The sequence below is a fragment of the Xanthomonas sp. WHRI 7064 genome (assembly GCF_040202355.2).
In the GTDB taxonomy this organism is placed as follows: Bacteria; Pseudomonadota; Gammaproteobacteria; order Xanthomonadales; family Xanthomonadaceae; genus Xanthomonas; species Xanthomonas arboricola.
On record NZ_CP167821.1, the window covers coordinates 562,628 to 580,651 of the forward strand.

The 18,024-nt window shown below is 65.9% G+C and carries 17 protein-coding genes; 7 read left to right on the plus strand and 10 right to left on the minus strand.

The genetic code is table 11. The features are described from left to right. Positions 1-305: 305 nt before the first annotated feature. The 3 genes from ABQY74_RS02395 to ABQY74_RS02405 all read left to right on the plus strand — a co-directional run bounded on the left by ABQY74_RS02395 (position 306) and on the right by ABQY74_RS02405 (position 3,483). A complete protein-coding gene (locus tag ABQY74_RS02395) occupies positions 306-1,208 on the plus strand; it encodes a tryptophan 2,3-dioxygenase (protein WP_102583221.1) in 903 nt (300 codons plus the stop codon). Positions 1,209-1,363: 155 nt separating this feature from the next. Continuing rightward, the gene (locus tag ABQY74_RS02400) at positions 1,364-2,881 is read left to right on the plus strand and encodes a peptide MFS transporter (RefSeq protein ID WP_039517133.1); all 1,518 of its coding nucleotides are present in this window, start codon (positions 1,364-1,366) and stop codon (positions 2,879-2,881) included. Positions 2,882-2,892: 11 nt separating this feature from the next. Beyond that, on the plus strand, positions 2,893-3,483 hold the full coding sequence (locus tag ABQY74_RS02405) for a thioredoxin family protein (RefSeq protein WP_016901644.1): 591 nt from the start codon (positions 2,893-2,895) through the stop codon (positions 3,481-3,483). Between the two features lie 51 nt (positions 3,484-3,534). Here ABQY74_RS02405 and ABQY74_RS02410 read toward each other — a convergent pair whose 3' ends face one another. Then, the gene (locus tag ABQY74_RS02410; RefSeq protein WP_024938218.1) at positions 3,535-4,023 is read right to left on the minus strand and encodes a MarR family winged helix-turn-helix transcriptional regulator; all 489 of its coding nucleotides are present in this window, start codon (positions 4,021-4,023) and stop codon (positions 3,535-3,537) included. 122 nt (positions 4,024-4,145) lie between these two features. Here ABQY74_RS02410 and hppD point away from each other — a divergent pair, with 122 nt between their 5' ends. Further along, positions 4,146-5,261, plus strand: a complete 1,116-nt coding sequence (hppD, locus tag ABQY74_RS02415) for a 4-hydroxyphenylpyruvate dioxygenase (RefSeq protein WP_024938217.1) — start codon at positions 4,146-4,148, stop codon at positions 5,259-5,261. A 366-nt stretch (positions 5,262-5,627) separates the two neighbouring features. Further along, positions 5,628-6,941 carry a homogentisate 1,2-dioxygenase gene (gene hmgA, locus ABQY74_RS02420; protein WP_349793236.1) on the plus strand — a complete coding sequence of 438 codons (1,314 nt, stop codon included), beginning with the start codon at positions 5,628-5,630 and terminating at the stop codon, positions 6,939-6,941. Positions 6,942-7,042: 101 nt separating this feature from the next. Here the strand turns inward: hmgA and ABQY74_RS02425 are convergent, their stop codons facing one another. Continuing rightward, the gene (locus ABQY74_RS02425; RefSeq protein ID WP_372470025.1) at positions 7,043-7,681 is read right to left on the minus strand and encodes a hypothetical protein; all 639 of its coding nucleotides are present in this window, start codon (positions 7,679-7,681) and stop codon (positions 7,043-7,045) included. Positions 7,682-7,756: 75 nt separating this feature from the next. Between ABQY74_RS02425 and ABQY74_RS02430 the strand changes: the two genes are divergently transcribed. Further along, the gene (locus ABQY74_RS02430) at positions 7,757-8,374 is read left to right on the plus strand and encodes a lectin (RefSeq protein ID WP_349793466.1); all 618 of its coding nucleotides are present in this window, start codon (positions 7,757-7,759) and stop codon (positions 8,372-8,374) included. Between the two features lie 145 nt (positions 8,375-8,519). Here ABQY74_RS02430 and ABQY74_RS02435 read toward each other — a convergent pair whose 3' ends face one another. Genes ABQY74_RS02435 through ABQY74_RS02460 form a run of 6 tightly spaced genes read right to left on the minus strand, consistent with a single transcriptional unit; the run spans position 8,520 to position 14,469 of the window. Beyond that, positions 8,520-8,945 carry a Na+/H+ antiporter subunit G gene (locus ABQY74_RS02435; RefSeq protein WP_104571421.1) on the minus strand — a complete coding sequence of 142 codons (426 nt, stop codon included), beginning with the start codon at positions 8,943-8,945 and terminating at the stop codon, positions 8,520-8,522. Next, positions 8,942-9,226 (minus strand): K+/H+ antiporter subunit F, encoded by a 285-nt coding sequence (locus tag ABQY74_RS02440; RefSeq protein ID WP_016901330.1) that lies wholly within the window; start codon positions 9,224-9,226, stop codon positions 8,942-8,944. The genes ABQY74_RS02435 and ABQY74_RS02440 overlap by 4 nt, the downstream gene beginning before the upstream one ends. Then, positions 9,223-9,729, minus strand: coding sequence for a Na+/H+ antiporter subunit E (locus ABQY74_RS02445; protein WP_016901331.1), 507 nt, complete (start codon positions 9,727-9,729; stop codon positions 9,223-9,225). The genes ABQY74_RS02440 and ABQY74_RS02445 overlap by 4 nt, the downstream gene beginning before the upstream one ends. Further along, on the minus strand, positions 9,726-11,270 hold the full coding sequence (locus ABQY74_RS02450) for a monovalent cation/H+ antiporter subunit D (RefSeq protein WP_039531384.1): 1,545 nt from the start codon (positions 11,268-11,270) through the stop codon (positions 9,726-9,728). The genes ABQY74_RS02445 and ABQY74_RS02450 overlap by 4 nt, the downstream gene beginning before the upstream one ends. After that, positions 11,267-11,641: a Na+/H+ antiporter subunit C gene (locus ABQY74_RS02455; protein ID WP_016901335.1), complete on the minus strand. Its 375-nt coding sequence runs from the start codon at positions 11,639-11,641 to the stop codon at positions 11,267-11,269. Before ABQY74_RS02455 ends, ABQY74_RS02450 begins: the two co-directional genes overlap by 4 nt. Then, complete coding sequence (locus ABQY74_RS02460; RefSeq protein ID WP_039531378.1) at positions 11,641-14,469, minus strand: monovalent cation/H+ antiporter subunit A; 2,829 nt, start codon at positions 14,467-14,469, stop codon at positions 11,641-11,643. The genes ABQY74_RS02455 and ABQY74_RS02460 overlap by 1 nt, the downstream gene beginning before the upstream one ends. A gap of 167 nt (positions 14,470-14,636) precedes the next feature. Between ABQY74_RS02460 and ABQY74_RS02465 the strand changes: the two genes are divergently transcribed. After that, the gene (locus tag ABQY74_RS02465; RefSeq protein WP_349793241.1) at positions 14,637-15,539 is read left to right on the plus strand and encodes an NAD-dependent epimerase/dehydratase family protein; all 903 of its coding nucleotides are present in this window, start codon (positions 14,637-14,639) and stop codon (positions 15,537-15,539) included. A gap of 147 nt (positions 15,540-15,686) precedes the next feature. On the opposite strand, the gene ABQY74_RS02470 is transcribed toward ABQY74_RS02465, so the two are convergent. Together ABQY74_RS02470 and ABQY74_RS02475 are read right to left on the minus strand one after the other, a co-directional pair. Further along, entirely contained in the window at positions 15,687-16,172 is a 486-nt protein-coding gene (locus ABQY74_RS02470) for a DUF962 domain-containing protein (RefSeq protein ID WP_104554502.1), read from the minus strand. A gap of 99 nt (positions 16,173-16,271) precedes the next feature. Beyond that, a complete protein-coding gene (locus ABQY74_RS02475) occupies positions 16,272-17,867 on the minus strand; it encodes a M4 family metallopeptidase (RefSeq protein WP_349793243.1) in 1,596 nt (531 codons plus the stop codon). Between the last annotated feature and the right edge of the window lie 157 nt (positions 17,868-18,024).

The window sequence follows — 18,024 nt, forward strand, 5'->3', positions numbered from 1 at the left end:
TCTGCATGAATTTGCAGACCTTGGTTGACGATACGGTGACACCGGCGCAGCGGCTGCGACTGCCCTGTCGAAAGCGGCAGGATTTTTCAGGTGTGAAGTACCGGTCGCGTACGTCACGGCATCGTCAGGCTGCCAAGTAAGCAGGCCACCCCGGCAAACCGGACGCTGCCACGGCAGCGCGCTGCCGCGCCATGCATCAAGGCCGCGCGCAGCAACTCCTGCCTCCCGAATCCCGAATCCCGATTCCCCAATCCCGATTCCCCGCCACTGAGCTACCCTGACCGGCCCGATCCACCTGCACTGCCATGCCCGTCGACAAGAATCTGCGTGACCTGGAACCCGGCATCCACACCGATCTGGAGGGGCGGCTGACCTACGGCGGCTATCTGCGGCTGGACCAGTTGCTGTCGGCGCAGCAGCCCCTGTCCGAACCGGCGCACCACGACGAGATGCTGTTCATCATCCAGCACCAGACCTCCGAGCTGTGGCTGAAGCTGCTGGCGCACGAGCTGCGCGCGGCGATGGTGCACCTGCAGAACGACCAGGTCTGGCAGTGCCGCAAGGTGCTGGCGCGCAGCAAGCAGGTGCTGCGCCAGCTCACCGAACAGTGGTCGGTACTGGAAACGCTGACGCCGAGCGAGTACATGGGATTCCGCGATGTGCTGGGCCCCTCGTCCGGCTTCCAGTCGCTGCAATACCGCTATATCGAGTTCCTGCTCGGCAACAAGAACCCGCAGATGCTGCAGGTGTTCGCGTACGACCCGCAGGGGCAGGCGCGGCTGCGTGAGGTGCTGGAAGCGCCCAGCCTTTACGAGGAGTTCCTGCGCTACCTGGCGCGCTTCGGGCATGCGATTCCGCCGCAATACCAGGCCCGCGACTGGACCTGCGCGCATGTGGCCGACGACAGCCTGCGCCCGGTGTTCGAGCGCATCTACGAAAACACCGACCGCTACTGGCGCGAGTACTCGCTGTGCGAGGACCTGGTCGATGTGGAAACCCAGTTCCAGCTCTGGCGCTTCCGCCATATGCGCACGGTGATGCGGGTGATCGGCTTCAAGCGCGGCACCGGCGGGTCCAGCGGCGTGGGCTTTCTGCAGCAGGCGCTGGCGCTGACGTTCTTCCCGGAGCTGTTCGACGTGCGCACCTCGGTGGGTGTGGAAGGTCGTGAGCCGGCGGGTGGGGCGCGCGGTGAGTCTGAGAAGGGCTGAGCGGGTCGCTACGGGCGTCATCCCCGCAGAGCGGCCGCCATCAGGCCGGCGAGTCCTGCGAATTTGACGCGTACATGACGTCTAAGTGATCCTCGCGCGTCTCCCGGGGTACGCTCCGGGCACCCAGCCATTACTGAATACGCAAGGGACATTCCATGAGCGTTGACGCTACCGCGCCGACTTCCGCCGCCACTCCGCCGCCGCCGGCACCGCCCGAGTTCCCTACGCTGCTCGGTCATCCCCGGCCGCTGTGGATGCTGTTCATGACCGAATTCTGGGAACGCTTCGCGTTCTACGGCATTCGTTGGGCGCTGGTGCTGTACATCGTGGCGCAGTTCTTCAACGGCGATGCCACCGGCCAGGCGCCGGCCGGACGCACCTATGGCGCCTATTTGGCGCTGGTGTATGCGGCAGCGATCTTCGGCGGCTACGTGGCCGACCGCGTGCTCGGCTACCAACGCTCGATCCTGGTCGGTGCGGCCGTCATGGCCACCGGCCTGTTCCTGATCGCCATTCCCGACCACACCATGTTCGAGATCGGCCTGGCCACCGTGGTGGTGGGCAACGGGCTGTTCAAACCGAACATCTCCACCATGGTCGGCAAGCTGTACTCGGTGGCCGATCCGCGCCGCGACAGCGGCTTCACCATCTTCTACATGGGCATCAACCTCGGCGCGATGATCTCGCCGGTGCTGACCCAGTTGCTGGCCGAAAAGGTGTTCGGCACCCAGGCCATGCCGTCCTACAAGATGGTGTTCATGGCCTCCGGCGCGGGCATGCTGATCAGCCTGGTGTGGTTCTGGATCGGCCGCGCGCAGCTCAAGGGCATCGGTGCACCGGCGCCGAACGCGCAGGGCATCGGCCGCGTGCTGATGGTGCTGGTCGGCTGCGTGCTGGCGATCCCGGTGGTGTACTTCCTGCTCGCCGTCGGTGCGGACGTGCTGCAGATCGTGCTGACCGTGTTGTTCGTCGGTCTGTCGGTGATGCTGCTGGTCGAAGGCATCCGCGAAGGCAAGGTGCAGCGCGACAAGGTGATCGCGATGCTGATCATCTTCGCCTTCAACGTGCTGTTCTGGATGTTCTTCGAACAGGCCGGCAGCTCGTTCACTTTCCTGGCCGACAACATCGTCGACCGCGGTTTCGGCGACTGGACCTTCCCCACCGCCTGGTTCCAGTCGGTGAACTCGATTGCCATCATCACGCTGGCGCCGATCATCGCCTGGATCTGGGTCAAGGCCGGCCGCTTCAACCCGTCGATTCCGCGCAAGTTCGGCCTGGGCCTGCTGTTCAACGGCCTGGCGTTCCTGCTGCTGATGTTTGCACTGTCGAGCCTGGTCAACGATGCTGGCAAGGTGCCGTTCTGGACCTTGTTCATGGTGTACGTGATCCAGTCGGTGGGCGAGCTGTGCCTGTCGCCGATCGGCCTGTCGATGGTGACCAAGCTGGCGCCGGTGCGCCTGGTCGGTTTCGGAATGGGCGGCTGGTTTTTGTCCACCGGCATCGGCAACAACCTGTCGGGCATTTTCGCCGGGCATGTCAGCGGAAGCGAAGGGATGAGCGTGTCCTCGGCCCTGAGCGGGTATACCTTCGGATTTTGGGCGCTATTGGGCGCTGGCGCGGTGTTGTTCCTGATCGCGCCGTTGATCAACAAACTGATGCATGGTGTGAAGTGAGGAGAACAGCAATGCCGATCAAACCCACTGTCTGTGGCCTGCTGCTGGCAGGTCTGTTGAGCGCCTGCGGGCAGCCCACCGAGCAACAGGAGGCGCCACGGCCGCTGGATACCTCGATGCAGAAGCCGCCCAGCGCCGATCCCAGCCAGCCGGTGTCCTCGGGCAATACGCCCACCGCGGCGGACATCGCCGCGGCGGCGGCGCTCAATGCGCAGTACGACCCCTCGCGCGATCCGGCCGCCGATCTGGAGACCGCCAAGGTCGAGGCCAAGCGCGGCGGCAAGCGCATCGTGCTCAATGTCGGCAATGCGGCCTGCGAGCCGTGCAAGGCGCTGGACGAACTGATGGGCGGCGATGCGGAGCTGCGCAGCTTCCGCGATGCGCACTTTGTGGTGGTCAAGGTCAATCGCGATGCGGCCAACGAGAATGCCGCGTTCCTGTCGCAGTTCGCCCAGCTCAACGACTATCCGTCGCTGCTGGTGCTGGACAACGACGGCAAGCTGCTGACCACCCAGACCGGCCCGGACCTGCGCAAGGGCGAGGGCTTCGACCGCCGGAAGCTGTTCGACTTCCTCAAGCAGTGGGCGCCGCCGCAGGCCTGATCCGTCGTTGCCGTGACATGCAAAAACCCCCGCACTGCGGGGGTTTTTTTATCAGTCCTTGCCGGCCATGCGCGGCAGCCCGTCCTTGGCCAGCCGGTCGATCAGCTTTTCCAGGATCTGCTGCTCCTCGGCACTGAACACCGACATCAGCCGCTGTTCCATCTCGTTGACCAGCGGGGCGACGGTCTCGTAGACCTGGCGGCCGGCCGGCGACAGTGCCAGCATCGAGCGGCGGCGGTCGTCGCCATGGGTTTCGCGGCGGATGAAGCCGCGCTCCAGCAAGCGCGCCACGGCGCGGCTGACTGCAACTTTATCCATCGCGGTGCGGTCGGAGACCTCGCTGGCCGAGGAACCCGGATACAGCGCCAGGATGGTGATCACCCGCCACTCGGGAATGGCCATGCCGTAACGATCGCCGTAGACCTTGGCGATGTTGCTGCTGATGCGGTTGGACAGCACGCTCAGGCGATACGGCAGGAACTGCTCAAGGTTGAGCAGCACAGGATGTGGCGGCGGGGTGGGGGCGTCGAGATCGCTCATGTTGCACTGTGTCTTGATTTTGGTTTCATTTGCAACTACAAACCTTGGGTGGCCTGCGCATTCTCGCGGGTCTTCTGCCACCCCGCATAGCCCTGCGGACGGCCTAGCGTGGAGAAACGACGATGAGCGCACAACCGAGCAGTACCGCAACCCGCCCGAACCTGGGCATGCAGGTCACCACCTTCGACAATCCGATGGGGATCGACGGGTTCGAATTCGTCGAATTCGCCGCGCCCGCCGAGCAGGCAGCGCAGCTGCATGACTATTTCCGCAAGATGGGCTTCAGCGCGGTGCTGCGCCACCGCAGCCGTGCCATTACCGTCTATCGCCAGGGCGGGGTCAACTTCCTGCTCAACGAAGAGCCCGATTCGTTTGCCGCCGATTTCGCCGCCGCGCACGGCCCGAGCGCCTGCGGCTTTGCGATCCGCTTCCGCACCCCGGCCGAGACGGTGTTGCAGACCGTGCTGGGCAATGGCGGCGAAGCGGTGCAGGACAAGGCCGACACCCGCGCCGTGCCGGCCCCGGTGGTCAAGGGCATTGGCGACTGCATGCTGTATCTGGTCGACCGCTACGGCGATGCGGGCAGCATCTACGACGCCGACTACGAGCCGATCGAAGGCGCTGACCAGCACCCGGCCGGCTTCGGGCTGACCTTCATCGACCACCTGACCCACAACCTGTACTTCGGCAACATGCAGCGCTGGTCGGACTATTACGAGCGCCTGTTCAACTTCCGCGAGATCCGCTACTTCGACATCAAGGGTGCCAAGACCGGCCTGGTGTCCAAGGCGATGACCGCCCCGGACGGCATCGTGCGCATTCCGCTCAACGAATCCTCCGACCCCAAGAGCCAGATCAACGAGTATCTGGACGCCTACCACGGCGAAGGCATCCAGCACATCGCCTGCTTCACCGACGACATCTACAGTTCGGTGGAAAAGATGCGCGAGGCCGGCGTGACATTCCTGGATACGCCCGACACCTATTTCGACGTGGTGGACCTGCGCATCCCCGATCACGGCGAGGATGTCGAACGCCTGCGCCGCAACAAGATCCTGATCGATGCCGACGTGGACACCAAGCAGCGCAAGCTGCTGCAGATATTCACCCAGAACTGCATCGGCCCGATCTTCTTCGAGATCATCCAGCGCAAGGGCAACGAGGGCTTCGGCGAAGGTAATTTCCAGGCGCTGTTCGAGAGCATCGAGCGCGACCAGATGAAGCGTGGGGTGCTTTGAGGGCGGGGATTGGGGATTCGCTGTTCGGGATTCGGGATTTGTGGTTGGTGCGGTTAACTGGGTCGGTGCGGGTTTGAGTGGTGCAACGTGTTGTGGTGCCCAGCCTGGCTGCCCGTCACGTCGGATGTAGTTCCGGTACGGATCCAACGAAGCGGGCGGCAAGTGGTCGCAATCAAGCGCGCTCAGGCAAGGTGTTTTTCCGACGACACAAAGCAATGAAGGCGCACGTCGTTAAAGCCCCTCTTCCCGCGGGAGAGGGGCTTAATCCGCCAGGCTTAGCTCTTCTACGGTAGGAAAGCGGCCTGATTCAATTCAATCCCAACCTTCTGCATCCGGGAAGGGAGGGCCAAGATCCGGACGCATGCCATGCATAACAACCAGCACTACATGACCGGTTTCGGCAACGCGTTTGCGACCGAGGCGGTGGCCGGTACCTTGCCGGTCGGGCAGAACTCGCCGCAGCGTGTGGCGCACGGGTTGTATGCCGAACAGTTGTCGGGCACCGCGTTCACCGCGCCACGCAGCGAGAACCGGCGCAGCTGGCTGTACCGCATCCGCCCGGCGGCCGTGCATGGCAGTTTCTCCCTGGTCGAACAGTCGCAGCTCCACAACGATTTCGGTCGGGGCCCGGTGCCGCCGGATCAACTGCGCTGGAGCCCATTGCCGCTGCCGTCCACGCCAACCGATTTCGTCGATGGTCTTTACACCATGGCCGGCAACGGCGGGCCGGAGGCGATGTCCGGGGTCGCCGTGCATCTGTATGCGGCCAACGCATCGATGCACGATCGCTTCTTCTACGATGCCGACGGCGAGCTGTTGCTGGTGCCGCAACTAGGCCGCTTGCATATCCATAGCGAGCTCGGTGTGCTGGAGCTGGAGCCGCAGCAGATCGGGGTGATACCGCGCGGTGTGCGCTTTCGTGTCGAGCTGCCCGATGGCGAAGCGCGCGGCTATGTCTGCGAAAACTTCGGCGCATTGCTGCGGCTGCCCGACCTGGGGCCGATCGGCTCCAACGGGCTGGCCAATGCGCGCGACTTCGAAACGCCGCATGCGGCCTACGAACAGCGCGAAGGTGCGTTCGAGCTGGTGGCCAAATTCCAGGGCCATTTATGGCGTGCGGACATCGACCACTCGCCGCTGGACGTGGTGGCCTGGCATGGCAACTACGCGCCGTATCGCTACGATCTGCGCCGCTTCAACACCATCGGCTCGATCAGCTTCGATCATCCCGATCCGAGCATCTTCACCGTGCTGACCTCGCCCAGCGACACGCATGGCACGGCGAACATGGATTTTGCGATCTTCCCGCCACGCTGGCTGGTGGCGCAGCACACCTTCCGCCCGCCGTGGTTCCATCGCAATGTGGCCAGCGAGTTCATGGGGTTGGTGCACGGGGTCTACGACGCCAAGGCCGACGGCTTCGCGCCGGGTGGTGCCTCGCTGCACAACTGCATGAGCGGGCATGGCCCGGATGCGGCGACCTTCGACAAGGCCTCGCATGCGGACCTGACGCGCCCGGATGTGATTGCCGACACCATGGCCTTCATGTTCGAAACGCGTGCGGTGCTGCGCCCCACCCAGCAGGCCTTGCAGGCCGCGCACCGGCAGGGCGACTACCAGCAGTGCTGGTCCGGATTGCGCGCGGCGTTTCAGGTGCCCGGCTCAGAGGGTGCGCAGTAACTCAGGCAGCTGGGCGAATGTCCTGATCAGGCACTACGGCAGCCAGGGGTCGCAGGTGTCGGATCGAGTCGCCTGCAACACGCCGTTTTGTAGGCGACTGATCAAGCCGCCTGCAGCGCATCCGGCAGCAGCTCGCCAATCCGGGCACGTACGCGCTCGGCGTAGCTTGCCGAGGTGATCTGCGGTAACGCGCGCAGCGTTTCGGCAATGGCAGCGCCGATGGCGTCTTCGGCGCGTGCGGCCTGCAGTTGCCGGTGCAGCGCGGCGGCCACCGGGTCACGTTGCAGCTGCAGGATATCGAGCAGGTACAGCCGTGCGTTGGTGGCCGCGCGACGACGCTGGCGCTGCAGGTCTTCTTCGCTCGGTGGTGCCGCTGGCTGCGTCACGTGGGTACCGGGCACGCCTGCCGGCGAGGAATCAGACGCCTGGGCAGTGCGTATCGCACTCCCTGCCTGCGTGCCGGACTCCAGATAGCCCATCGCGCAGAGAGCATGCACCAGCGCGGCGCCGTCCCCGCCCAGCAGCACGGCCAGCGTTGCCAGATCGCGCTGGCCGTCGGCCAGGATCAGCGCGCGTCGCTGCAGCAAGGTGAGTGGAATGCGGTGCGATTGCAGCGCGGTGAGGGCGAGCTCGGTCTTGCGTGGGGTCATGGCGGCGGTCCTGCGAGGCGCCCAGCTTGCCCGCCGCCAATGAAGCGCCGATGACATCGGCACGAGGCAACGCCAGCGCGTTCTGCACATGGTCGCGATGTGGGCTGTGTAGGCTGTGGCGGACCCGTAAGGAATGCATGCATGACCACCAGATTGCTCGGTTTGATGGGCGCATTGCTGTTGCTGACCGGCTGCAACCGTGCCGAGGACGCCACCACGGCCGCGCCCGACGCGGCGCCTGCGCCGGTTGCAGCCGCCAACGACCAGCCAGCCGGCGATGTTCCGCCAGCTACTGCGCCGGCCGGCACGTTTCCGCCGCAACTGCGCCAGCAGCCGGCTGCGCTCGCGCGCCTGGATGGGTACGGCGATCTGCGCCTGGGCATGGACGCAGCGCAGGCGCGCGCTGCCTGGGGCGGCGACCTGCGCGGCGAACCGGCGACCGACGGCGGCTGCTATCTGCTACGGCCGCAGTGGGCCGAGGATGCGCGCCGCTTCGGTTTCATGTTCGAAGGCGATCGCCTTGTGCGTTATCAGACCAACGAACCCAAGGAGCTCGCCCCGGGCGGCGGCAAGGTCGGCATGACGCTGGCGCAGCTGCGCGCGCTGTATCCGGCAGGTCTGACCGAACAGCCGCACAAATACGTCCCCGGCGCATTCACCCTGCGCATGGCCGATGCGGCCACCCGGTCCGCGTTGGTGTTCGAGACCGATGCCGACGGCAAGGTCAGCAGCTGGCGGGTCGGGCAGCCGCCGCAAGTGGATTATGTGGAAGGCTGCGGCTGATCCGTCACGGCCGCCGCTGCGCCGCATCGGCGGCGCAAGCGGCTTCCGGCAGCGCAGCGTGCGCGCTCATATCCGATTGGCAGCATGCGCGTAGAACAACGTGTCGAGACCATCCGGGCAGCGGGTCTCGAAGCAGCTGCGCACCTCAGCGCGAATCCTTGTCCGGCTCGGCGTGCTGCTTTGCGGTTTCCGCGTTTTCGCCAACATCGCCTTGCGTCTGCGGCGTGGGCAGGCCTTCCTGCTTCATCTCGCCGTGGTTGGGCACTTCTGGGCGGTTTTCCATCATCAGCGACAGCGCGGCCTTGGCCATCAGATGGGCGCTGATCGGTGCGGTGATGAACAGGAACACGGTGATCAGCAATTCGCGCGGTTGCGGGTCCACACCCAGGAACAGGTGATAGCCGACCGATGCCAGCAGCACGCAGCCCACTCCCAGTGTGCTGGCCTTGGTCGGCGCATGCAGGCGCTTGAAAAAGTCCGACAGCTTCACCAGGCCGAACGCACCGATCAGGATGAAGAAGGTGCCGACCAGCAACAGCGCGCTGAGCAGATATTCGGTCAGCGCGATCATTCGACAATGTCCCGACGCAACACGAACTTGCTCAGCACCACGGTGCTGCCGAAGCCCAGCATCGCGATCACCAGCGCGGCCTCGAAGTAGATCGGCGAATCCAGGTACATGCCCAGCAGCATCAGCTCGGCGATGGCGGTAATGGACAGGGTGTCCAGCGCCAGGATGCGATCGGGCACGCTTGGGCCGCGCAGCAGGCGCCACAGTGCCATCAGCATGGCCAGGCCCACCGCGTGCATGCAGATGACGATGGTCGATTCGATGAACATGTGGCCGGTCATGGAAAGATCTCCATCAGGGGCTTCTCGTAGCGGGTCTTGATCTCGGCGATCAAGGCGTCCGGATCGTCCAGGTGCAGCACGTGCACCAGCAGATACTTGCGGTCGTCCGAGAGCGCTGCCGACACCGTGCCGGGAGTGAGCGTGATCATGCTGGTCAGCGCGGCGATGCCGTGGATGTTGGCAATATCCAGCGGCACCCAGATGAAACCGGGGTGGATGCGCGACTCCGGGCCGAGCACCTGGCCGGCGACCTTGATGTTGGAGCGCACGATGTCGCCGGCGGCCACCAGCAACATACGCGGCACCGAACGCAGCGAGCCGATGCGGGCGAACTCGCGGTCCAGGCGCGCCGCAAAGATCGGCACCACCCAGCCCAGCAACAAGCCCAGCACCCATTGCTGCGGCCCGAAGCTGTCGCTGAGCAACAGCCAGAAAATGAAGACCGTCACGCTCAGCGACGGCGAGGGCAGCAGCCGGCTGCGCAGCGGCATGCGCGTGCTCATGGCTGCCTCCGTTGCGGCGTGGTGGCGCGGACCTGCTCGACGTAGGCGCCGGGATCGCGCAGCTGCACGCCGGCCGCGTCTGTGTAGCGCATTAACGGGCCGGCACCGGCCGTCATCGCCACCAGCCCGCTCAGCAACAGCAGCGTCGCGGCGGTCTCCACCGGGCGCATGCGCGCACGCCGTTGCGGCTGCAGCTCAGGGACATCCTGCACCGCTTCGGGCACGCGCCAGAACAGGCGCACGCCGGCACGCGTCAGGCCGATCACCACCAGCAGGCTGCTGCCCAGGATGGCGAACCACACCGGCCCGACCAGGCCCTCGGGCACGTGCTGCAGCAACGCGGCCTTGGCCAGGAAGCCGGACAACGGCGGCAGCCCGGCGACCGCGACCGCGGCGACCATGAACATCGCGCCGGGGATCCCGCGCCGCGGCAGCGGCGCGACCACTTCCTTGCGGTCGCTGGCGCTACCGCGGCGACGCCGGATCAGGTCCGACACCATGAACAACGCCGCGGCCACGAAGCTGCTATGCGGCAGGTAGTACAGGCCCGCACCCAACGCGCCGGCATCGTCCAGCGAGAAGGCAATGAACAACGTCGCCGCCGAGAACACCACCAGATACGACACCATCACCCGTAGCCGCGATGCGGCCATCACCCCGAACGCGGCCATCAGCAGCGTGGCGATGCCCAGCCACAGCAATGCGTGGCGGCCGAAGCCCTGCAGCGCGCCGGCACCGGCGCCGAACCACAGCGCCGACACCCGCAGCGTCGCGTACAGCCCGACCTTGGTCATGATCGCAAACAACGCCGCCACCGCCGCCGGCGCGCGCGAATAGGTCTCCGGCAACCACAGGTACAGCGGCAGCAACGCGGCCTTGCTGCAGAACACCAGCAGCAACAGGCCCAGGCTGGCCTTGGCCAGCGGCAGGTCCTGCGCCGGCAACGCGGCGATGCGTTGCGACAGCTCGGCCATGTTCAAGGTGCCGAACACGCCGAACAGCAGGCCCAGCGCGATCAGGAACAGGGTCGACGCGCACACGTTGAACACCACGTAATGCAGGCCCACACGCATCTGCAGCCCGCGCCCGCCGCTGAGCAGCAGGCCGTAGGAGGCGATCAGCATCACTTCGAAGAACACGAACAGGTTGAAGATGTCGCCGGTCAGGAACGCACCGTTCAAGCCCATCAGCTGGAACTGGAACAGCGCATGAAAATGCGGCGCGCGCCGGTCCCAGCCGGCGCAGGCATGCAGCAGGCAGGCCGCGCCCAGGATCAGGGTGGTCAACAGCATCCACGCCGAGAGGCGGTCGCCCATCAGCACGATGCCGATGCGCGCCGGCCAGTCGCCGAGCAGGTACACCAGCACCTGGCCTTCGGCGGCGCGCGCGAACAAGGCGATGACCGATGCGGCCAGCAAGGCCATGCTTGCCCATGCCACCGTGCGCTGCACGCGCGGCCCATAGCGCCGATGTTCGACGAACAGCGACGCCGACGCGCCCAGCATCGGGATCAGGATCGGCAGGATCAGCAGATGGCTCATCGCCGGGCCTCGCGCGTGTCCACGCCGGTGGTGGCGTCTTCATGCGCATCCACATGATCGCTGCCGTTGTCGCTGCGGCTGCGGATCGCCAGCACCAGGCTCACCGCGGTCATCGCGAAGGCGATCACGATCGCGGTCAGCACCAGCGCCTGCGGCAACGGGTCGGTGTAGTGCATCAGGTCGGCGGGCACGCCCTCGCGCAGCACCGGCGCCTGGCCGCTGCGCAGCCGCCCACCGGCGAAGATCAGCAGGTTGGTCGCGTACGACAGGAAGGTCATCCCCAGGATCACGTCGAAGCTGCGCGCGCGCAGCAACAGGTAGATTGCCAATGCGGTGAGGACGCCGATCGCGCTTGCCACTGCCAATTCCATCAGTGCTGCTCCGCGGTGCGTGTCGAACGTTGGGTGGGGTCGATCTCGCCGCGCTGCGAGCTGCGCGTGCGCGAGGGTTTGATCGTGCCCATCATCGACAGCATCAGCATCGCCGCACCGAACACCACCAGGTACACACCGACATCGAAGCCCAGCGCGCTGGCCAGTTCCAGATCGCCCAGCAGCGGCAACGGAATCTCCAGATGCCCGCTGCTCAGGAACGGCATGCCGAACACCAGCGCACCGGCACCGCTGACCAGCGCGCACAGCAGGCCGATGCCGATCAGGCGGATGTAGTCGAAGCCGAAGCGCGATTCCACCGACGCGGTGCCCTGGATCACGTACTGCATCAGCAACGGCACCGCCAGCACCAGCCCGGCGATGAAGCCGCCACCGGGCGCGTTATGGCCGCGCAGGAACAGGAACAAGGACACCGTCAGCGTCAGCGGGAACATGATCTGCGCCAGATCGGCCGGCACCGGCAACTTGATCGGCGGCCCGGGCATGCTGCGCTCCGGCGCCATCCGCGAGCGCCGCAGCAGCGCGTGCACCACCAGCCCGGCGATCGCGAACACGGTGATCTCGCCGAAGGTATCGAAGCCGCGGAAATCCACCAGGATCACGTTGACCACGTTGCGCCCGTAGGCTTCCGGCAGCGCACGCTGCAGCAGCTCGCCGGCAACCGTGTGGCTGGGCTGGGTCATCAAGGTATAGGCCAATGCGGCAAGCCCGGCACCACCGACGACGGCGATGCCGGCATCGCGGAGCTTGCGCAGGCGCGCGGGCTCGGGCAGCGAGCGCTCGGGCAGGTAATTCATCGCTAGCAGCATCAGCACCAGCGTGACCATCTCCACCAGCAACTGGGTCAACGCAAGATCCGGTGCCGACAGGAACACGAAGGTCATGCTGACCGCCAGGCCGGTGCCACCCAGCACCAGCACCGCGAGCAGGCGCTGCTTGTACAGGAACAGGCTGCCCAGGGCGCAGGCGATCATCAGCAGCCAGATCGTCCAGCCCAGCAGCGGCAGCGGGGTGGGCGCCGGCCAGGCCGGCAATGCGCCGCCCTGCAGGAACGGCACCAGCGCCACCACGACAGCGCTCAGCACCAGCAGCATCAGCATGCGTTGCAGGTTGCCGTTGGTGACCGCATCGGTCATGCGCACGGTACCGGCGAACAGCGCGCGCAGGTTCCAGTTGAACAGCGCCTTGCCGGGCGAGCGGTTCTGGATCGCGTACATGTCCAGCGTGCGGCGCAGCGCCATGTACAACAGGGTGCCGCCCACCATGCCGGCGATGCTCATCGCCAGCGGCCAGTTCCAGCCATGCCACAGCGCCAGGCTGTAGTCGGGCAGGCGCTCGCCCAGGATGGCGCTGGCACCGGCGCGCAGCACCGGCGCGATGGTCCAGGCCGGCACGATGCCCACGGCCACGCAGATCAGCACCAGCACATCCACCGGAATCCGCATCCAGCGCGGCGGCTCGTGCGGGGTGGTGTCCAGATCGCGCGGGCCTTCGCCAAAGAAGGTGTCGTGCACGAAGCGCAGGCTGTAGGCCACGCCGAGCAGGCCGGCCAGCAGCGCGGCGATGCTGGCCAATACCCGCATCGTCTGCGGCGCATCGGTTTCCAGCGCCACGGCAAAGAACATTTCCTTGGACAAAAAGCCGTTGAGCAGCGGAACGCCGGCCATCGCCAGCGAGGCGGTGATCGCCAGCACGCTGGTGACCGGCATCAGGCGGCGCAGGTTGCCCAGCTTGCGCATGTCGCGCGTGCCGGTCTCGTGGTCGATGATGCCGGCGGCCATGAACAACGATGCCTTGAACACCGCGTGGTTGAGGATGTGGAACACGCCGGCCACCACCGCCATCGGCGTGGACAGGCCGAACAGCATGGTGATCAGGCCCAGATGCGAGATGGTCGAGTACGCCAGCACGCCCTTGAGATCGTGCTGGAAGATCGCGTGCCATGCGCCGAGCAACAGCGTGATCGCACCGATGCTGGTGACCGTGTAGAAGAACAGGTCGGTGCCGGCCAGGGCAGGATGCAGGCGCGCCAGCAGGAACACGCCGGCCTTCACCATCGTGGCCGAATGCAGGTACGCCGACACCGGCGTCGGCGCCGCCATCGCGTGCGGCAGCCAGAAGTGGAACGGGAACTGCGCACTCTTGGTGAAGATGCCCAGCAGCACCAGCCCCAATGCATAGGGATACAGCGGACTGGCGCGAATCAGATCGCCGGCCGCCAGCACCGCATCCAGCTGGAAACTGCCGACGATGCGGCCGATCATCAGGATGCCGCCGAGCAGGGCCAGGCCGCCACCGGCCGTCAGCACGAAGGCCATGCGCGCGCCTTCGCGCGCGTCCTTGCGGTGCGACCAGAAGCCGATCAACAGGAACGAACTGATGCTGGTGAGTTCCCAGAACACCATGAGCAACAGCAGGTTGCCCGACAGCACCATGCCGAGCATCGCGCCCATGAACAGCATGAGATAGGCGAAGAAGCGCGATGCGCTGTCGCGTGCACTCAGGTAGTAATGCGCATACATCACCACCAGCGCACCGATACCCAGCACCAGTAACGCGAACATCCACGCCAGGCCATCGAGCCGCAACGAGAACATCAGGCCGATCTGCGGCAACCATGCGTACTGGCTGCCGATCACCTCACCGCGCAACACGGCCGGTGTGAGCGTCGCCAGGATGACCAGCCCGCCCAACGGCGCGGCCGCAGCCAACCACGCAGTGATCGAACGGGAGGTGCGCCAGAGCAGCGCAGTGGCGGCCGCCATCACAAATGGCAGCGCGAGCAGGATTTCCAGCGAGAAAGGCATGCAGGGAACACAAGATTCGCGAGCAGGCCAGAGAGCTTAACAAACCGTTGACTGACGCCAGCGTCAACGCCGCGGCTGCGCGCCCGCGCAAATCGCCGTCGGATCGGCGTCGCGCCGCTGCCTGTCACTCGCTATGCTGGGATCCACCCAGACTGCATCCGAGCCCTGTGACCGCTGCCGATCCCGCTCCGTCCACTGCCGTTTCTGCGCCGCGCGCCCTGGTGTTCGGCGGCAGCGGTCAGATCGGCGAACGCCTGCTGACACGGCTGCTCGGCCGCGGCTGGCAGGTGACGGCCTGGTCGCGCCAGCCACGTGCCGCGCGCGCCGGGCTGATCTGGCGGCAGGGCGATCTGGCCATGCCGGCTGCCGCGGGCGAGGCATTCGAGGTGATCTTCAGCTGCGGTCCGCTGGACCATTTCGCGCGCTGGTATGCCGAAAATCCGGTGCGTGCTCCGCGCATCGTGGCGTTCGGTTCCACCAGCCTGGAGGTCAAGGAACACTCGATCGACGCGGCCGAGCGCGATGTCGCACAGCGCCTGGCAAATGCCGAACAGGCGCTGTTTTCCGCAGCCCAGGCGCGTGGTGCTGCGGCGACGGTGCTGCGCCCGACGCTGGTCTACGGTGCCGGGCGCGACCGCACGCTCACCCAGATCGCCGGGCTGGCGCAGCGCACCGGCGCCTTCGTGCTGCCGGCCAACGCGACCGGGCTGCGCCAGCCGGTGCATGTGGACGATCTGGCCAGCGCGGCGCTGGCGGTGGTCACCCAGCCGGCGACGCAGCAGCGCAGCTATGCCGTCGGCGGCGGCGAAGTGCTGGCCTACACGCAGATGGTGGAGCGCGTGCTGGCAGCGCTGCCGCGAGCGGCGCGGCTGTATCAGGTGCCGCCCGGACTGTTCGGCCTAGCCCTGACCGCTGCGCAGCGGCTGGGGCGCCTGCGTGGCATCAATGCGGCCGCATTGCAGCGCATGCGCGATGACCTGGTGTTCGATCTGGAACCGGCGCGTCGCGACTTCGGTTATGCGCCGCGTGCCTTTCGTCCCCTGCCCGAAGAACTCGGCATTGGCGAGTGAGGCTCGTCTGGGCGTGCGTGCTGCCAGGCCTGGATGGCGCGCAGACTGCCTGAAGTGCGATCCGCCTGAGCGTAGCCACCGCAGCGCGACGCCGCTTTCAAATCATGATCAAGCCAACGATGGCTGCGTTCTTGCAGTCACTCGCGCTCAGTACCGCCAACCCAACTGACGATAGAGCTTGGCCAATACCCAGATCGGCCCGATCAGCAGATAGGTCAGGTCGGTCAGAAAGCTCGGCTTGCGGCCTTCGATCCGGTGGCCGACGAACTGCGCGACCCAGGCCAGCACGAACACCGTCAGCGCCGTGGTGAACAGCCCGGTGAGCCCGAGTCTGCCTTCGAGCAACCGGCACAGGCAGCCGAAGAAAAAGAAGATCCCCAGCATGCCCAGCCCGAGCGGACGCGATAGGCGGTTGTAGTACGACCAGGCCGCGAACATCGACAACGCCGCCCACACGCCGCTGCTGAACCAGGTGCCGCCGACCGGGATGCACCACAGCAGGGCCACCACCGACCACAGGATCGCCGGCACCGCCAGCACGTGGATCTGCTGATTGGTGGTGTTGCGGTGATCGTCGGCGTAGCTGGCGAAATAGCGGTCGATCGGTCGCGCGGTCTTGGTGCGTTCGGTCATGTTCCCTCCCAGGAATGACCCAAGCATACGCGCGCGGATGGCACTGTGGCAGCCGTGCTCCCTGCCACGCGCAGTGCGCGTGGCAGGGGCCGGTGTGCATCAGTTGACCGACACGGCGCTCCACGCTGCGGCAACCGCGCGGTATTGCGTGGATGTGCTGCCGTACAGATCGGTGGCCGCGCTCAACGTGGCCCTGCGTGCGGCCGCGTAGTTGGTCGAGGACGTCATGTAGACCGTCAACGCGCGGTACCAGATGCGGCTGGCCGCCGCCCGGCCGATCGCCGTCAATGCCGTATTGCCGTTGCAGACCAGCCCGGCCGGCGTCACGTTCCAGCTGGTGCCCGACCCGAAGCCGCTGGGTACCACCGCGCCTTCGGCCAGCAGATAGTAGAAATGGTTGGCCACGCCCGAGCTGTAATGCACGTTGAGCGAGCCCAGGCTGCTGCTGTAGCAATCGGGCGAATCGCCATCCAGGCTGGGCTTGAACATGTAGCGCAGGGCCAGCGTCCCGCTGCTGTTGCCCGGGATGATCTTCTCGCCGATCAGGTAATTGCCCGGCTGCGCGCTGTTGTTGGCGGAGTACTCCACCATCGCGCCCATGATGTCGGACGTGGCTTCGTTCAGGCCGCCCGACTCGCCCGAATACACCAGGCGCGCGGTGCGGCTGGTCACGCCATGGGTCATCTCGTGGCCAGCCACATCCACCGACACCAGCGGCGTGAACGTGCTGCCGTCGCCATCGCCGAAGGTCATGCAGAAGCAGCTGTCCTGCCAGAACGCGTTGTTGTAGCGGCTACCGTAATGCACGCGGCTGCGCGCACCGACACCGTCGTTGGCAATGCCGCTGCGCGCATGGGTGGTGCGGAAATAGTCCCAGGTCAACGCCACGCCGTAATGCGCATCCACCGCTGCAGTCACCGTATCGCTGTTGGCGCCGCTGCCCCAGGCGTTGTCGGCATCGGTGACCAGCGTGCCGTTGCCGGAGGTGCTGTTGCGCATGTTGTAGGTCGCGCCGCTGCCGCGGCTCAGATCGGTCAACTCGTAACCGCTGCTGCAACGCGTCGTTGCCAACGCCACGCTGCCTGCATACAGCGAACGCCCGGTGCCGGCCGCACTGGTGCCACCCGCGCAGGCGGTGTGCACCGTGTCCCAGGATTCCAGAATGCGTTGATTGACTGCGTCGACGATGTAATGCATTTCGGTCGGCGTCTGATCGGGCTTAATGCCGCTGTAGATCACTTCATAAACCAGCCGCGGTGCGCCCTGGCGCGCATACAAGGCCAGACTTGCGCGCGGCGCGGCATCGGGTGCCAGATCGAACTGCGTACCGGCCGCACGCACTGCCGTGTCCGCATCGATGCCCGGCACGATGCTCGGGCGCACGTTGGTGTCCATGCTCTGGCTCAATTGACGCATCACTCCGCGCCGCGAATGCACCACCACATCGCCGCCGATCACCGGCAGGCCCTGATACGTACGATCAAAGCGCACATGCTCGCTGCCGTCGGCATCGACAATGCTGTCGCGCGCGACAAACGCATCGGCCGTTGCACGATTGGCCAGCGCGGCAGCGTGATTGCCCAACAAGGATTGCGCGCGCGACACCGCGGCATCCGCGGAAAGATCCGCAGCAGTGGCGACAGCAGACAACGATAGCGCGCAGCAGATCGCTGCGCCCAGGACATGGACTTGCATGACGACTCTCTCCCCGAAAACGTGCAATGCAAAGATCGGCGGCGATACACATCACGGCCGATCGCGACTGGCAACAGGTGCCGGCAGATAAACTTGCACAGTCCATGACAGCACAGTAGTAAAAGTTACAGCTGTGTTGCGTTCTGTGCGCCGCGCC